Source organism: Sphingobacterium siyangense (genome assembly GCF_023277505.1).
GTDB lineage: Bacteria > Bacteroidota > Bacteroidia > Sphingobacteriales > Sphingobacteriaceae > Sphingobacterium > Sphingobacterium siyangense.
Genome location: NZ_CP080574.1, coordinates 2,882,304 through 2,900,312, shown reverse-complemented (window position 1 = coordinate 2,900,312; position 18,009 = coordinate 2,882,304). Strand labels below are relative to the sequence as shown.

Below are 18,009 nucleotides of genomic sequence, written 5' to 3'. Positions count from 1 at the left end.
ATTTCTAAGGTTTATAATTTCACGTTTACACCAAAGCTTATGATCCGCTGTGCTGGATAGGCTGTACCTGATGAGATTTCTGGATCCAAGCGGCCATAGGGGGTAAAAGTGAACAGGTTTTGTGCGTTTGCAAAGACGCGTACCGAAGATAGCTTTGCGCGCTTTGTCCAATTGAAGGGCAATGTATAGCCGACATCCAGATTCCTTACCCGAAGATATTCGCCGGAACGGGTCCAGTAGCTCGAAATATTTTGTGTATTGGTCGGATCGGGTCCCAGCGTCAGCCTTGGATAAGTTGCAGCAGTACCGGTCTCCGGTGTCCAACGTCCCAGCATATAATCAAATCCCTGTCCGTCGCCAGTATTCCCAAAGGAATAATCCGTTTGTTGGTAACTACGGTTTAATACCCCCTGAAGCAATACACTAAAATCAAAGCCTGCGACATTGAATCCTAAGGTAGGGCCAAAATATACGAGTGGTTTTGTATTGCCAATGGCCGTTTGATCGTACTGGTTGATAATACCGTCTCCATTCAGGTCCACCAGTTTTACATCACCAGGATACACCTTATTTCCCGATAACAAAGGTGCATTATCGGCTTCTTCCTGCGTTTGGATTAGCCCATCCGCACGGTAACCAAATGTCTGGCCTATGGGCATCCCCGTGCGCCTGTTCCAATTATATTGCTGAAAGACCTCGTTCATATACAGCACTTGGGTCTTCATCCGTGAGGCATTAGCGGTAATGAAATAGTTAAACTCACCGAAATTATTTTGATAGGTCAAAGTGATTTCCTGCCCCTCATAACGGTTTTTACCAATATTTTCATTGGGATACCCAATACCGATCAAGTCAATGGTCGATCCGCGCTGTTGCAATAAGTCAAAATAAGTATCTCTAAAATAGTCGGCTGTCAATTTCAGTCTTGAATGCCAAAAGGCAGCATCCAAACCGATGTTAAATTTATTTCCCTTTTCCCAGGTTCCTTCAATGTTGGCAAGCCCTTTTTCAATCAAGCTATTAGTGTAAGCGTATTCTGAGCCGAAATCATAGCCGTTCGCTCCGTCCTGTCCATAAGAAGCTCGCCAGCTGTAATAACCTAGGGCGGCTTCGTTGGTATTTCCCGTCCGCCCAAACGTAGCGCGCCATTTCAGTTGAGAAAGCCAATCCGCTTTTTCCTTCAGAAAGTCTTCCTGCATCATATCCCAGCCCAACCCAAAAGCATAAAACAGGCCATATTGGTTTCCCGGCATAAAACGATTGAATCCTGAATAATTTAAGGCTACTTCAGCAAAGTACTTATCCTGATAAACATAGTTTGCTGTCGCTGCAAAGTTGGTGTAGATCGCAGGTAAGTCAAACTGATAATTGGCCGTTTGCCTGTCCATAAACAATTTGGCGCCGACACGATGTTTCCCACTCAGTTGTCTATCATACCCCAGTGCCCCCTGGAAATAGAAAAAGTTTGCTGTCGATGTGGTCGCAAATGAATTAGGCTGGTCAGCTATCGTTCCATACCGTACATACACGAGCTCTTTTTGCTCGTTATAGCTTAAGTCATACACCGGCTGTTGGCGATTGCGGTCAATGAGGCTCGACGAAGTTGATGAAACATTTAGCTTACCCTTTGCGTACAGTCCGGGAACAAATTTGTCAAGCTTGTAATTAAAATCCAGATTAGCCAGCAGGTCCCTCGTATTGTCCAACAGATAACCTGATCCCGTCGCAAGCTGGTACAAATTGCTCCGGTACACGGAGGAACCACCATAAGATTGGTCGGGATTAAAAATTGGATACGCGTTATTCGGTGTATTGTACAAGGTCGATAAGATCGTTCCTGTTTTTGCCCCCGGCTGTCTGCCATCCTGTATCTTTCCAAAAAACTGTAGTCCAATTGTTAAGTCATCAGTTACATCCACATCAATGGCACTATTGATGAGATAACGTTTATGCTGTACGTTGGTCTCATAGTCAAACTTATCATCCGATTTAAATAAACCATATTGGTTCAGGTAATTTAGCGAAAGGGCATACCGTGCATTTTTGATTCCACCCTTCACACCAAGGTTATATTTGGTGGTCGGGTTATTGTCCCTTACGACGGCATCGTACCAGTTGACATCCGGGAAAAACAGTGGATTGGTTCCATCCCTAAAGGCCTTAAAATCGTCCGAACTATACACAGGTTGCCGCCCTGCATTGAGAAGTGCTTCGTTGTAGAGATAGGCATACTGATAGGCGTTCAACGGCTGTGGCATTTTAAGCGATTGCTGGATTCCTGTTTGTGCTGTAAAGCTGATCCTTGGTGGTCCTGCCTGTCCCTTTTTCGTCGTTACCTGCAATATCCCTCTGGAACTCCGTTGTCCCAATAAAATGCTGGAAAGTGCATCTTTGACCACGGTCACCGATTCGATGTTTTCGGGATCTATGGAATAGATATCCCGCTGTACACCGTCGATCATGGTTACCGGACTTTGTCCCCTTAGATTAAAGCCAATTTCGGTATTGTCACCGATGCTGGAACGATATTTCACGGCATCCGAGGGAAGTGATCCCGCCAGATCATTAGCGGTGATTGCTGTCATGCTCGGCGACCGAAACCCGCTGACTTCCTGCGTGAATAGGCCCGGCAGGCGGCCTGTGAGCGCATTCAAATATAAGGGTGTTAGCACATCTTTGATCTGACTGTTGTAGACTACCGAAACGGCTCCCAGGAGCTCCGAGCTTTTCTTTTTGTCATAGCCAATATGCAAGGAGTCTGCGTGCTGGAGTACGGCCGGCACCAGCGACACCGATTTTTCGGAACCTCCCTTTATCTTCTTTCTATAATATCCCGGATACTCCACCCACAGGGCTTCATGTATCGCATTGTCTGTCAAAGATAAAACTCCATTTTCATCAGTCTCACCGACAAGCTGCCGCCCGGCGTCATAGACCTTAGCACCTGAAATCGGCTTACCATATTCATCCACAATTTTCGGAAATTTCCCTATCGCCCGCTTCTCATTCCCTGAGGCTGTCTCGCGGAGCCGTGGATACCAGCTGGCCTGTGCGGTCTGTTTATTGGCAATCACCAACAGTACACCGACAACACTTAATTTTATATAATGGTTAAACATTTGTCATTCGTTTATTAGGTTAACAATCACTCACAGCGGAAGGTATATTTAAAAGGCTCATCCGTATTGCCATAACCGACACTTTTGGTTCCCGTAATGTCCGTATAGAAATATTCCAGCCGGGCGATATGTATATCTTTATCGACCTTAAAAAATCCACGTGGCCAGATATCAATAAGGTACTTTTTACCACCGACGTCCGTCAGTTTGGTATCTGCTGTCTGTTTCCTGATTTCAGCAATTAGCTTTCCTGACTCATCCATTGCCTTGACATGTAGATAGATGGCAGGCTCATGATCCAGCACCGTATTGGTAACCCCACCATCAAAAGTCAATGTAATGATATCGTTGTCCAGACTTTTGACCGGTTGTACCGTACCCAACTGTGGGTTGATAAAATCGATCAGATCGCCCTCACCATCGGTTACCTCGAAAGCATTTGAGAATGTAAACTTTTTATAATCTGTATCCTCCGGACGCAGATTTTCGATTGAAGAACCGATATAGAATCCCAAAGACAGCAACATATTTTCGGCTCCCACGTTACATTCGGCCTTCACCGTAAAATCGATATCTTCGTTATTGACAAAGGAATAGGCCTGCGTACTTCTAAAAACAATCCATTCCATATCATCCACCAGATTGGGGCCTATACCGAACATTTTCTTGGCCGCCTGATGCCAGCTCAGTCCCGATACAGGTTCGAGTTCGCTGTCCGGAATAATACGCATGGTGCCATCTCCCTTTGGACTGGTAAAGGACATGGTCAGGTTTTTACGCGCATTCCATCCCTTGGGTACCATTATACCCGCGACTAGCTGGGTGCTATAATTACCTCCCCCCTGGATACGGGGCTCGGCCCCGCACTTCATTGTGAACGTCACCCTTTCATTTGCTTTTGCAGATGTAGGCACAGCTACTGAGATGGCTTTAAGACCGCATTGAGCTAAGAATATGGCCAAAAATAGCCCCATTGCCCAGTAGATATATGTTGAATAATGTGTGTTCTTTTTCATGTATAAATAATTTGTTCTTTAAAGGCCACATAGAATATCCAGATATTTCATATTCCACCGTTCAAACGTTCACAATCATATTGATAGGTGTTGCTGCTGCAACCCAGGCTCATCACTAAGCTGAGCTGGCGTTTGCCCTTGACTACAGGGAATTGAAATTTGAGGACCACCTCCTCTTTACCCTCGGTTGGACTAAGCACAACACTAAAGGGATACTGTGGATCATCCAGACGGTACTTTCCCGAGCCGCTGACTACAAAAGGTAGATTATCAGCAATGGTATAGGTTCCATCTGCATTGAAATCGATCTTAAAATCTTCCAATTTCAAACGCTTACTCAGGTTTTCACCATTTCGGGTCAGCTGTATTACTTTCCAGTTTCCAGTAATATCTTTTTCCACCTCCTCCTTGCGGATATTGCCGAGCTCATCTTTACAGGAGTTTATTCCCATACATAGGACCAGCATCAAGGACCATGAGCGTATCTTGTATATTTTCATCCGTTTAGTTTTTTTAATATCCTGGATTTTGAATCAAGTCTAAGGACTTCGCTACTTCAGATTGCGGGATGGGCCAGAGGTACATGCGTTTGTCAAAGACACGTTTTCGTACGTTGATGGTATTGTAGATTGTTCCCGCTGTTGTACGAACGGGTTCAGTCCCGTGCAGCTGTTTATTTTCCAATGATTCAGCCAACTTCCAACGGCGTACGTCAAAAAAACGATGTCCTTCAAAGGCCAGTTCTTTTTGTCGCTCATTCCGGATTATCTCACGCATGGCGACCTTGTTTAGGCCAGTCGGCAATACAAAAGGATCCAACCCTGCCCTTTCTCGGATAGCCTCCACCGCTGCATAGACCTTCAGATCCGGGATCCCGAGCGATTCGTTGCGTGCTTCAGCATAGTTCAACAAAATTTCCGCATATCGGATAATTGGCAGACAGCGCGGCGTGTAGGTATTGAACCAATCCGCGGCTACATCCCGATTGACCATTTTATAGGTATAATACCCCGTAGGCGTGCCACGGTAAATGGCATCCTGCCCCGAAGTCACATTGTTTGGATTGGTCTTATCGATATAGATATTGACTGGTCTCCGGGCCAATCCATCCCGGTGGAAGACCATCGACTGATCTCTGGTTACGGTATTCGCTAAGCGGGGATCGCGGTTTTTATAGGGGTTTTTCGGATCATATCCAGCATTGGGATCGTTAATAGGCAAACCATTACGCATCCCAAAAGCATCCACCGTTTCCAGATACGGATAAGCGCCGGGGTTGCTTACGCCAAAAGTTGGCGGATTCCAGATACCTTCAAGATCCCGGTTGGAATCTTGCATTCTGGCGAGGATATATTCTGAGTTTTTGCGCAGTTGAAACAGCTGATAGAAGCCAAATCCAGGTTCGGGATCGTTGTTGACATACAAACTGTAATGTCCAGATTCAATGACCTGCGCTGCTGCCGCTTCGGCCCGCTGCCAGCGTGTTTCATCCACGACGGAATAGGCAACGACATCCTTCAACGCCCCCTCTGTTGTCACTGGGCTGCCATTGAATAGCGGGCTCGCTGCATAAAGCAGTAAGCGAGATTTCAACCCATAACAAGCTGCTTTACTGATCCGTCCATAATCTTCGCCTGCATGTTCCCATGGGAGATCCTGTGCGGCAGCATCGCATTCAGCTGCAATATAGCTCACACATTCATCGAACGTATTACGCTTAGCTGGGATAACATCACTTGCTGCGTAAACACTGTCTCCCATCAGTGGCACACCACCATAATGTTCCAATAAAATAAAGTAATAATAAGCTCTTAGAAAGCGGGTTTCGGCTTTTACCCGCACCTTAATATTCGTACCAAAGCGTGCCCTATGAAGGTTTTTAAGCATAATATTTGCCCTACGAATATTAGTATAGGGTTTTGCCCAGGCATCATTGGTGATAATATTGGAGTTGACGGTACCCGTGGCAAACTGGATAAAGGTATTGATACTGCCGAGTCCAGCGCCTTCCGCTTCATCTGTACTGGCATCAAGCCCACCCCCACCAAAGCGCTTAGGCCAAGTCGCAAATCCAATATCACCATATATTCCCGACAGGAAGTTAATGGTATACGTACTATCTGAAAAAACGACCTCTTCATTCAGATCTGATGATTGCGTCTGATCTAAAAATCCCTGTTTACTACAAGCCGCAAAGACCAGGAAGGCCAGTGCGCAAAATGTCAATTGGCTTTTGTTCATAATTTTTTGTAAAACAGTAAAATAATTGGTTATGCTATCATGATGTCAGCGAGCCTAGCCCGCTGACATTAATTTTTTCAAAAGATCTAATCGATCGAACTCAGGGAAAATGGCCTCGAAGCCGTAGAAATCCCCCTTTCATAATTGGGTTTATCCCCCATGACAAAATGAAGCTCGCCCCCTTTCAGCAGATCTTCATAACGAATAAAATTTTTGTCGTAGGCTGCTCCATTGAGTGTAGCTGATTGAATATAGACATGTTCCAGACTATTGTTATCCGCCTTGATGGTAAATGTTTTCCCATTATCGAGACTGATGGTCACTTTTTTGAATACTGGACTCCCAAACACATATTCATCGGTTCCGGGACAGACACTATAGATCCCCATAGCACTCAGTACATACCAGGAAGACATCTGCCCTTGGTCCTCATCACCCGGATACCCCTTTTCCGTCGCATTATAAAGGCGCGATGTCACCATACGAGCATATTTTTGTGCTTTCCAGGGTTGACCGCTGAAATTATACAGATACGGGACGTGCTGCGTCGGCTGGTTGCCATGCGCATACTGCCCCATTTTTGACAACAACATTTCACGCATTTCATGGATTTCCTGCTTATAGCTACCGTAGTTGACACGTTGCTCCATGGTGAAGAACGTATCCAGTTTTGCATTAAACTTATCCACCCCACCGATCAGGTTGATCAAGCCATTCACATCGTGCATCACCGACCAGGTATATTGCCAGGCATTTGCTTCGGTAAAAGGTCCACCCCATTCTACAGGATCAAAGGGTTCACGCCATTGCCCATTGTCCAGTCGGCCGCGCATAAAGTTTACCTGAGGATCAAATACATTCCTATAGTTGTACATCTGCCGGGCAAAGATATTTTCATAGAATTTGTTGCCCGTCGCCTTTGCCAGCTGATAAGCACAAAAGTCATCGTAGGCATATTCCAATGTCTTTGCCGTACTTTCGTGAATATCGCCATAAGGAACATACCCCTTGGTAAAATACTCCTTCCACCCTTCGCGCCCATTTGATCCACCCCACAATCCTTTATTGGTCGCCTCATGGTAATAGGCTGCCAAAGCACTGTCGGCATCGAAGGTTCGGATCCCCTTCACCCATGCATCTGCCAATAACGAGATGGCATGATTGCCAATCATCACGCCCGACATTCCAGGATTGGACCAGGTCGGAAAAAATCCGGCCTGCTTTTGCGCATCCAGCAGGGACTGCATATAACGTCCCTGCATGATTGGATGCAGGAGATTGCTTAACGGAAATTGACCACGAAAAGTATCCCAAAAACCATTATCCGTAAACATGTACCCTTTATGAATCTTACCATCATAAGGGCTGAAATAATAGGGACTGCCCTCCGGATCCATTTCATAGAACTTACGTGAAAATAAATTGGCCCTGAACATGCAGGAATAAAATGTTGCCATCTCCGCTTCCGTCCCCCCTTCTACGCGCACGCGGTTCAGCAATGCATTCCAAGTATCAAAAGCTTTCTTTTTACTCACCTCAAAAGTATTGTGTCCGCCCAGTTCGCGTTTAAAATTAAGATCTGCCTGCTGCGGACTGATATAGGATGAAGCAATCTTCACTTCCACTTTTGCCCCAGGGCGGAATTCCAGATATCCACCTTTACCTTTCCCGGCATCATAGCGCTGCCCGGCCTGGATTGTGCTCTTGACATTTTCCCAGGTGCCGTAAGCTTTAAAATCCTGATCGAAGGTAAGCACAAAATAATTTTTCATATGCTCGGGCACAAAACGCCCATTATGCACATACCCGACAATCTTGCGTTCCTCAGGAATTATCTTAATCTCGCTATCGCCCAAAAAGCCATCCAATAGCAAGAACGCTTTTTCCTTTTTCGGGAAGCTAAAGCGCATATGCGCCCCTCTTTCCACTGGACTCAGTTCAGCCTTGATGCCGTTATCAAAATTCACGGCATAATAATGCGGCTTAGCGATCTCATTTTCATGTTTAAAGGATAACGCGCGACGTTCCTCATTGACCTCCAACTTCCCAAGTCCCGGCATCAACGAAAAAACCATATAATCGCCCATCCAGGGACTGCATTGGTGAACCTGCTGAAATCCGCGTATGCTGTTTGCTTTGTATTGATATTTCCAGCCATCCCCATTTTTCCCCGTTTGTGCCGAAAAGAAATGCACCGCAAATGGCAGTCCTACCGTAGGATAAGTATTTCCATAGGACAGACTCCATTCAGAATCGGTTCCCTGAAGGGTATTCACGTACTTTACCAGGTCCACCTGCTGCGCTTGCGCCTGGCTTAGCATCGCAAAAATCACTGTCAGATAAATACATAATCTTTGTTTCATAATCAGTTATTTAAATTTCTATCATCTTAAAAAATGTTCTTTAGTTTCAATGTTTCCTTTTCGGCATGACCATATTGCTTCCATAGCAGCTTCACATTTTTTAATTGTTGTGCATGGGATTCCGTAAGCCGAACATGCTTTTCCTCGCCCGGCATCAGGGTAAAATAATTATCCGAAATCATGAGCGGCAAAATGCGTTCATTAGTTGCTGCATCCACCAGGCGTAAGCGATTACCAAATGATACTGACTTTCCACGGTTAACAATGCGAAGCATAATACCTTCGCTCCCCGCTTCTTTTTTATAGTCAAATTCAAGCTTGGCTTTCGGCAAACTAGTTAAGCTTGTATAATCCAGCTCTTTTCGGCCATTTCGCCAATAAAAGTTTTCAGACAGCAAAACGCCCTTTCTATCCTTCAGGGTAAGCTTGATGAAGTGTAGATCCGACAAGGCTGTAGCTCCTTGTTCGCCGCCAAAATTTAGACGGAAGACCTCCATCGCCATATTAGACTGTACGGTAGCACTGGTTTGCAGGCCATATTTTTTGATCTCCTGACCGCCCATGTCGAAGATCTGCGCCGAAATCCATACCGAATCAAGGTTCTTTAGGCTCGTATTGATCACCTTAACACTGTTGTTGGATGCATTCCATTGTACATGTACCGGTTCGCAGGCCTTTTTCGCCCCCCAGTAGGCACCCGTAGCATCGTAATAATAGTCATAGGTCTGCCATACAAATGAAGGGTAGGCCGACTGGCTCATCCAGATCAGCATACCTGCTGCATCGTTCCAGAGCTTGTCGTTCCAGGCTTCATACATGCCCTTCATCACTTCCAGGTTAAGGTATTGTGCCTTTTCAGCAAATGCGGCTAAATTCGTAGATTCCCCATACTGGTTGTTGACCGCATCTTTATACTGTATGGGACTGGCGTTCGAAGCTTCCTTACCAAAAAAATGCCTATTCCACACATTGTCATCTTCCGTTTTGAGCTGTTCGTCCGTAGGTAATGGCCAGAGCTTGTCCTTTGGGATAAACTTCACGATACTTTCATAATTGGGAAAAGTAGCCGTTCCGATTTCCGTACGTAGGCCATAACCGTAGTCGCTGCTATAAGGGTAAGGCGGATCGTTCCAGGCTAGGTTGCTTCCCGAAGTTTCAAAATGGTGCCGCGGTGGCTGGTTGCCCCACCATCCGCTTCCCGAAAGACCATCCTGATTGGAACTGGACTTATACAGCCGATCATTGTGGTCTTCCGACGCCACAATAGCACGCAGGTAATTATCCAATTCAGGTTTTGGACGCGTTTCATTGGCGCCGCACCAGATCGCTATGCTGGCATGATTTCGCAGTAGTTTTACTTTATCGAGCGCATTTGCTTTAAAATCATCATCATTGGCCACATCGTTATACGCCACATAAAGCCAAAAATCGTCCCATACCATCATCCCATAGCGATCGCAATAATCATAGAAAGCATCGTCCGTGATCGAGCCCGTCCACAAGCGGATCATATTATAGTTCATATCCTTATGCAACTTGATCTTGAGACCGTACTCTTCCCCTTGGCAGCGGAGCAAGTATTCGCTCATTCCCCAATTCCCACCTTTGAGATAGATCTTTTTTCCGTTGACATAAAAATTCAGCACTGGCCATCCCGCCTTATTACGTACATAATGGTACTCATATTTACGGATCCCAAACTGGATCTGCTTCTGATCCGAGATCTCATCACCAATTTTTGCGGTAAGCGAACAGCTGTACAGATTCGGATCGCCATAACCATTTGGCCACCATAGCAGCGGCTGTTTGATCAAAAATTCCTTCACTTCCTTGCGGGTGATGTACACCTTTTGGGTGCTATGTGCCTCGACCCTCACTTTTTTAGAAAATCGGATATCCCCGGGCATAACGATTCCTTCCAGGGTTATTTCTTTGGCCTGATCGCCTGCATTTTTTAGATCGGTCGAAAAGTCCAGGTAGGCAAACTCGTTGCTTTCTAAGTCGGACCGCATCCAAGGATCTTCCATACTGACGTCGCCAGCAAAGCGCAGCGATACATTGCCAGTAATCCCAGCCAAACGTCCCGGCACATAAGGCATCCAGTCCCAGCCAGCCGCAGCCAAGTACGTGGGGCTTGACGTTACGCCAAAAGGTTCTTTTGCCGTACGTGTTTTTTTCTGGTCGGCATCGGTAATCAACACCGCGATTGCATTTTCCTGCCCCTCACGCACGAGATCTGTGATATCAAATTTGCTGCGCAACATATGGCCACTGACATCTTTGGTAGAGCCAGCTGTACCCGATAATTTCACGCCATTGCAGAAAAAATCGGCATAACGGTTGGTATTGTCAAAATGAATCCACACACGTTGCCCTTTTTTATAGTCTGCAGGCAGGCGAAAGGAAGTACGGTACCAGAACGGACGGTTGAATAACTGTTCATCCACGCGGTAGATGTTGTCTGAAAAATTGGGATCTGGTACCAGTCCTTGATCCACATAAGCTGTGAAGACGACCCCCGGAACAATACCGCGCACAGGGTCTTTCACCCGAAAATTGGGTTGTGCTATTTCCTGCCCTGAATAAGGCAGATCCGATTGCGGCTTTATTTCCCAACGAATCGAAGGATTATCACTATTGAGCGAAATCTCGCGTACTTGACCATAGCCAACAAGAGCAAGCTGTAGGAATAGCAGTATATATACTAGTCTTTTTTTCATTTGATCCCCCAGTCTTTGTTTGGATTAGGCCCCATATAGAGTTCCAAAGTTGCCCCAGCCACCATATCTTTAAAGTCAATGTAATTTTTAGCATAAGGCTTTCCGTTTAGGACTGCCCGCTGGATATATATATTATCCGCCGAATTATCGTGAGCGACAATGCGAAACCTTTTACCCGAGAAATAATTAGGATCCAGCTGAAAAGACAATTCCTGGAATATGGGACTTGTTATTTCAAAGCGTGTTGACCCCGGACAAGAGGGATGTATCCCCGAGGCGGCCAGCACATACCAGGCCGACATCTGTCCTACATCCTCATTTCCCACAATTCCCTCTACGGTATTACTATACGCTTTGTCGCAGATGTAACGGGTCCATTTTTGGGTAAGGTAAGGCGCATCCAGATGATTGAACAAAAACGGAACTAAATGCACGGGCTCATTGGCGTGATTATAATAATCGTTCCAGCGCATATTTTCAGGTGTCTTCTCAAAAAAATCCGTTAGATCAGCTAAGGTCTTTTCTTTACCGCCCATCAACTGGATCATGCCTGGAATATCATGTGGCACAAACCACCCCTGCTGGTATGGGTTACTTTCAATCGTACCATACCATTCTTTGGTTCGCGCATTTTCGGGCCACTCTTCCCATGATCCATCGCTTTTTCGGGGTCTGAACCAGCCTTTTTCCGGATCGAATATCTTCCGATAAGCTTGACTTTTGGCCAAATAAACGTGTTCCGTATCCCTCTTGTTCAATCCTTTTGCCAGTTGTGCTATGCACCAGTCGGTGTATGCATATTCAAGCGTATTTGAGATGCTTAATGCTCCGGGGCTGTAACCTAAAGAATCATTCCCAAATCTTTTGGAGGTATTGATTGCAAAAGTTAATGCTTTGTGTGCGTCGTAATTGCGTATTCCTTTCGCATGGGCATCTGCCAGTACCGATAGCGCAGGATTACCGATCATGCAGCCTGAATACGCATTTAATAATTCCCAGCGTTCAAAATAACCCTTTCCAGATTCATCAGCCAGACTGATCAATGAATTGAGCTCATCATTTACTAAGCTGGGGTTAATCAATGTTTGCAACGGAAATTGTGACCGAAAAACATCCCACCCACTAAAAATGGTCCTTTTGGTAAAGCCCTCATTACGGTGTATTCTATTGTCACCACCCGTATAACGTCCGTCTACGTCCGTAAAGATGCGTGGATCAATCATGGTATGGTACAATGCTGTGTAAAAGATCGTTTTCTGATCCTCTGTACCACCATTGACAGCGATCTTTGACAGCTGTGTATTCCACATTTCTTTGGCTTCATGACGGACTTGATCGAAATTCTTGCCTGCGATTTCCTTTTTAAAATTATTTTCAGCGCCCTGCATATCGACGAAGGAAATACCGACCTGTAGATTGACCTGCTCGCCCTGTCGGGTTTCAAATTCGGAGAAAACGCCAAGGTGTTTGCCTTCCATTTCGTTTTTTCCGGGCCATACCTTCGCTTCGGCTATTCGATTTTGGTAAGGGATGGACTGTACATCCTCACGCTTACGCGTCCAGTTGTCGGGGATTTCTGCCGACCAGATACCATATTTTTTTAAGGGTTTATCAAAGCGTGCATAAAAGTAAACGGTATAATCTGCCTTACCGTCGCCATCGCCCCAGCCACCGCCCTCCGGCGCACAGTGCATCCATCCCTGAATACTATAGTCATCGACTTTCCGGACATATTGCTGTATTGCAGTGCCGCCAACGCGACGTGCCAGGTCGATCTGGATACGTGATTCCTTATTTTGCGGAAAGGTAAAACGAAGCATACCGCTATGTGGGGCAGCGGTAGCCTCCACCCGTATGTTATACCGTTCGAGATCAACCGCATAGTAGCCAGCCTGGGCGATCTCAGTGGACTTGTTGTAGGGAGACCTATAACCGGTCACGGTACCATCCTCCTTACCCGCAATGGTATGCAACCTACCGGTGGTAGGCATCACCAGAAAATTTCCGAGATCGCCATACCAGCCTACTCCACTCATCTGCGTGAAAGCAAAACCTTCCATACTGCGATGCTCGTAACTATACCCAGGACTGTTATCACCGCCTGTAATCGTGTTAGGGCTCACCTGTACCATGCCATAGGGTGTCGTCGCCCCCGGAAAAGTCTTTCCCAAACCATGATACGTGCCTGCGGCGCCCACACTTGTACTCGCACCAATAAATGGATTGACATAGTCTGCTAAACTGGGAACAGGATGATATCGGCGACTAGCACACGATGTCGAAGACAGGATTAGCGCGATAACAAAACAAGATAGCAGTCCATATAATTTGTTCATATTGATTTATCGTTTCTTAGGTTCTATTTATTAATCTGAAAGGTTCTGATTCCGAATTTTGGCAGCTGCACCACAAAAGCCTTCCTCTTGTCATCTATCCTACTCAGGGGAATATTCCCCTTTTGCTCACCATTTAGCAGAACTTCCTGCAGCGAAGCCGCAGGAGAGTTTATGGCGACAGATGATGTGGCCTGTTTATTGCCCGTATTAAAGAGGCGTAAGCTAAGTTGTCCATGGTCCAGCTGCAAGGCCGAGATTTCCAGGTTATTATCCGAGATTGTGATCAGTTGACGATCGCTAAGTTCCAAATGGGGATGATAGAAAGCCAGCAAGGGTTCGTTCCAGGCATTGCTTCGATCTGCGATACGCGCTGTATTCCAGTTATTTTCATGTGGTATCAATGCATAGCGCATGTGTAATGGTTCAGTGATCTTATAATCCATCCCCCACAATCCCAAACCCGAGTATTGTGCCGTCAGACTCAATGGATACGCTTTACCATGGACGTATGATCCCGTATGGTCGGTCAGTACGGCGAGTCCATATTGGCTATTTTCATCATAGAGATCTACCCAGTTCAACACAACGTTGTTCTTAATCTGATCCCACTGGCCAAAAAAAGTATCCTCTAAGCTACTTTCGGTGACGTCAAAAGGTGCATTTTTGGCTATTTTCCCCTGTTTCAAAGTTGAAGGAAACATGACTTTCAACTTATAGCGATCGTCCGTAAAAGCACGTCTGTTATCAGTCCATTTCTTTTGTTGCTTATATTCACCGATTCCCACATTGTCTTTCCAATCGATGGTCAGGTTCATATCGATGCGTTGTTGACCTGCCACTAGAGACAGCAACTGAACAAAGGGATGCCCATTGATATTCCCTTTTACCTCCACCGTTGTTTTCAGCCCATCATCCTGTACAATAGTAAACACTACAGGGCTTTCCTTGGAAGAATAAAATTTCTCCTGCTCATAAAAATGCCCTGCGATTTCTCCCATCCGATAAGCCCCGTCTTGTGCAGCGAATTCCTTATGATTTGCATATTTGGCAATCAGACTCTTGATTGTTCCACCCTGCTTTTTATCCAGCACAATCTTGTACAATTCATTTTCGAGAATACAATTGCCTTCGGTATCAAAGCGGACGATTTTTCGCCGTTCACGCGATTTAGATTGTCCCGGCTTAATGGGTTGAGCGGGCTTAAGCTGATAGGTAGCATAACCGAAGCCATTCACCTCTGCTTCAAATTCCACGACCTTACCCTGATCCGTTTGACGGCACTGCACAGGCAATACCTGCTGTTTTCCTGTCCACACGGTGACATCATCCACATCTGCAGGTAAGCGCACCTGTACCCATTCCTTTCGGTGCCGGGCTAGCGTATTATAAACCCGGATATAGCCCAATTCCGAATTGGTACTCCGCGTGGAAGAGGCATAAGAAGCATTTGCCTGCTGGATCAATTGGTCCGCAATGTTCAGGGTATTGTTTGTCCACTTCTCGATCGCCTGCGCCCAAGTCTGGTCCTGATGCAACTTATTGTAAGGCACAATCCACGAGTCGTGGTGCTGGGCCATCATCAAGGTTCGCCAAGCTTCGTCAAGGCGTTTATGATCTGGTACAAAACCATGATCCATAAAAGCCATGGCACCGATTTTTTCAGCTTGCAGTATGCTGTTTTCCGCTTTGCGCACCTGTTGTGCAATACGTTGCAGCACTTGGCTCCCCCACATTAAATTAACCAAAATGTCCTCCTGCCCCATTTTCCAGCTGGGCACAGCTCGTCCAGCCGGGACCGACCGAAAATATTCCGTCCAGGTGGTGTAAAGCACCTTATTTTTCACCTGCTCGCCCGTTCCCATCCACGGACCATTTTTCCAACCTGCATCCTGATAGCACATACCGACTGGATTCATAATTCCAGCTTCATAGCAACTCTTCCAATAGTCTACTGTATTGGCCCAAGCCGTAGTCTGCCAGGTGGAGTTTTTTTCAAAAGCCTCGTTTGCATAACGGGGTACCGTAAGGATTGCCGTACCATCAGGCCCTTCCCAATTCAGAAATTGACCACCATGTGCCCTGATGTAGCCTCCCCAGCAGGTATTTGGCGTTTTAAGTACCGCATACTGAAATCCGAATTGCCGAAGGATCTGGGGTAGACTGCTTGTAAAACAAGGCTCTTCCACAGCATAAGTTGTAAAGTTGATTTCTGGAAAATGCGCGTGATATTTAGCCATACCATAAGCAAATTGGCGAATAATACTTTCACCAGAGATATTATACAGATAAGGTTGCGCATAGGTCGGATTTGTGAAATCCAGACGTGAATCCTTCGCCCATTCCTTCATGCGTGCATAGCCAGCAGGATCCTTAACCTTGACCGTATCCCAGGTCTCCGGTTCGATCTCAAGTCCAATTCGCCAGCTTGGTGACGCTTCCAGATGGTCGAGCATAAATGTCGTTACCCAAAATGGGTAGTGTCCGTAAACCCCGCCGTGATAACCATCGACAAAATAAGCTTGCTGTTGTCCCTTTAGTCCAGCTGCTGACACCAACACAATGAGCAAAATAACTGCTATTTTTTTCAACCCGGTCATGCCATTATTTTTTCAGCTGCACAAGACGCACAGAACGCTTAACAGGTTGATTTACTTCATTCATGCGCTGCTGTAGATCATCAATTTGGCTTTGCCAGGCCGCGCGTACTTCAGGATACATCGCTTTGGCATAGAGATCTCTTTTTGCACGCAACCAACCATCTGTGGCCACATGTTGGTCCATAACCTCGATTGCCTTTCGATTGTCGGCATTCAACAATCCTTTTGGGAGAAAAAAATTATACTGCACCCAGGCCAGATCACGGAAGCGGCGTTCAATCTCCCAGCGTTCTTCATTGAGGAACATCACTTTCAAGGCCTGCTGATATTGTGGTGTCCGTGTCTGATTGGCCAGATTGATCCCTTTGTCGAGATCCGCAGCAGACCATTCACCAATTTCCTGATCGTCAATCCATAAGGTGTAGTTTCCTTTAAGTCCCTTTACCTGCAAGACTTCCTGATTCATTTCATCCATAAAAGGGACGATCTTAACGGCATCGTGCTGACTATATTTAGCCCCCCAGCCTCTAGCGACTGTATCCATAGGATAAGGCAATGCCGCCGCTAGATAATCAAAACTGAGGTTATTTCCAGCTTTTTTGACATTTTCAACCGTACAGTTCTTTGCTTCTGTCACACCTTGCTTCGAGGCGTCAATGCCCACTGTAGCTACCCCTTGACCAGCAAATCCCTGTGCTTTTAAAAATAAATAAGCCATGACCATATGCCCATTATTATCCGGGTGCACGCGGTCGCTACCCGATATGGTGAAGGTTGGATCCTTTTGCTGAAAATTCGCATTGATTGCGCTGATGGACTGATTAAAATCATAGAATTCCCAGCCATTGCTTTTGGCCGATTCACGCTGAAAATCTACAATGCGTTTCATAGCCTTATTTTTATTTTTAAAGGGCTTATTATCCTTGATCACCACATTTTCATCATAAGGCGTGCTTCCAAGCAATACCAGACGGGTATCGACCAACCCTTTGTATCTTTTTTCCATTTCTTTATAGCTATCGTATGACTCTTTTACCTTGGTATCAGCGAAAATCTCCGGCTGATCACCGTTATATTCAAAATAGCCTGAATCGTTCATACCGAAAGTCGTGATCAATACCGTAGGCTGCTTGCTGAAAACATCGCCATCCAATCTTCTGAGCATATCCACCACGCGATCGCCCCCGATTCCGGCGTTGAATACCTTCAATTTCATTTCGGGAAAACGTGTGAGGTAATACAGCCAGATATAGGCGTGGTAGTGCCCACCATCGGTAATACTATTTCCCAAAAAGACCACGCGATCGCCATCCTTAAAAGGCGAAATTTGTTGTGCAACAGTCCGGAGAGCTGTTCCCAAAGAGACGAGAACGATGAATCCTGCCAAAAAGATTTTTCTAGAATAATTTCCCATAAGATTAAAATTGTATCAGGTTGACGATAGGTAAAACGTAAATATAGATTTATCAAATTGGTATTGGTTCTATCGGCATTCCCTTGGAAACAAATGTATAACGCAAGAGCCCTACTTGCAGCTGCAAGTAGGGCTCTTAGTAAACGATTAAAACATAGAAATCAAACTAAAACACTGAAAAACAAAAATTTACAAATAAGCAA

General features: G+C 45.7%; 9 protein-coding genes. All 9 read right to left on the bottom strand.

Features of this window, described 5'->3' with window-relative positions:
• Positions 1-11: 11 nt before the first annotated feature.
• Positions 12-3,119: a SusC/RagA family TonB-linked outer membrane protein gene (locus tag K2F45_RS11730; protein ID WP_248933653.1), complete on the bottom strand. Its 3,108-nt coding sequence runs from the start codon at positions 3,117-3,119 to the stop codon at positions 12-14.
• 26 nt (positions 3,120-3,145) lie between these two features.
• On the bottom strand, positions 3,146-4,135 hold the full coding sequence (locus K2F45_RS11725) for a DUF4961 domain-containing protein (RefSeq protein ID WP_088161354.1): 990 nt from the start codon (positions 4,133-4,135) through the stop codon (positions 3,146-3,148).
• A 47-nt stretch (positions 4,136-4,182) separates the two neighbouring features.
• Positions 4,183-4,635, bottom strand: a complete 453-nt coding sequence (locus tag K2F45_RS11720; RefSeq protein ID WP_248933652.1) for a DUF5004 domain-containing protein — start codon at positions 4,633-4,635, stop codon at positions 4,183-4,185.
• Positions 4,636-4,648: 13 nt separating this feature from the next.
• The gene (locus K2F45_RS11715) at positions 4,649-6,376 is read right to left on the bottom strand and encodes a RagB/SusD family nutrient uptake outer membrane protein (RefSeq protein WP_248933651.1); all 1,728 of its coding nucleotides are present in this window, start codon (positions 6,374-6,376) and stop codon (positions 4,649-4,651) included.
• A gap of 86 nt (positions 6,377-6,462) precedes the next feature.
• Positions 6,463-8,739, bottom strand: coding sequence for a GH92 family glycosyl hydrolase (locus K2F45_RS11710; RefSeq protein ID WP_248933650.1), 2,277 nt, complete (start codon positions 8,737-8,739; stop codon positions 6,463-6,465).
• Positions 8,740-8,765: 26 nt separating this feature from the next.
• Entirely contained in the window at positions 8,766-11,459 is a 2,694-nt protein-coding gene (locus K2F45_RS11705) for a glycoside hydrolase family 2 protein (protein ID WP_248933649.1), read from the bottom strand.
• Complete coding sequence (locus K2F45_RS11700) at positions 11,456-13,795, bottom strand: GH92 family glycosyl hydrolase (protein ID WP_248933648.1); 2,340 nt, start codon at positions 13,793-13,795, stop codon at positions 11,456-11,458. The genes K2F45_RS11705 and K2F45_RS11700 overlap by 4 nt, the downstream gene beginning before the upstream one ends.
• A gap of 23 nt (positions 13,796-13,818) precedes the next feature.
• The gene (locus tag K2F45_RS11695; RefSeq protein WP_248933647.1) at positions 13,819-16,392 is read right to left on the bottom strand and encodes a glycoside hydrolase family 38 N-terminal domain-containing protein; all 2,574 of its coding nucleotides are present in this window, start codon (positions 16,390-16,392) and stop codon (positions 13,819-13,821) included.
• A gap of 4 nt (positions 16,393-16,396) precedes the next feature.
• Complete coding sequence (locus K2F45_RS11690; RefSeq protein ID WP_248933646.1) at positions 16,397-17,806, bottom strand: SGNH/GDSL hydrolase family protein; 1,410 nt, start codon at positions 17,804-17,806, stop codon at positions 16,397-16,399.
• Positions 17,807-18,009: the final 203 nt, after the last annotated feature.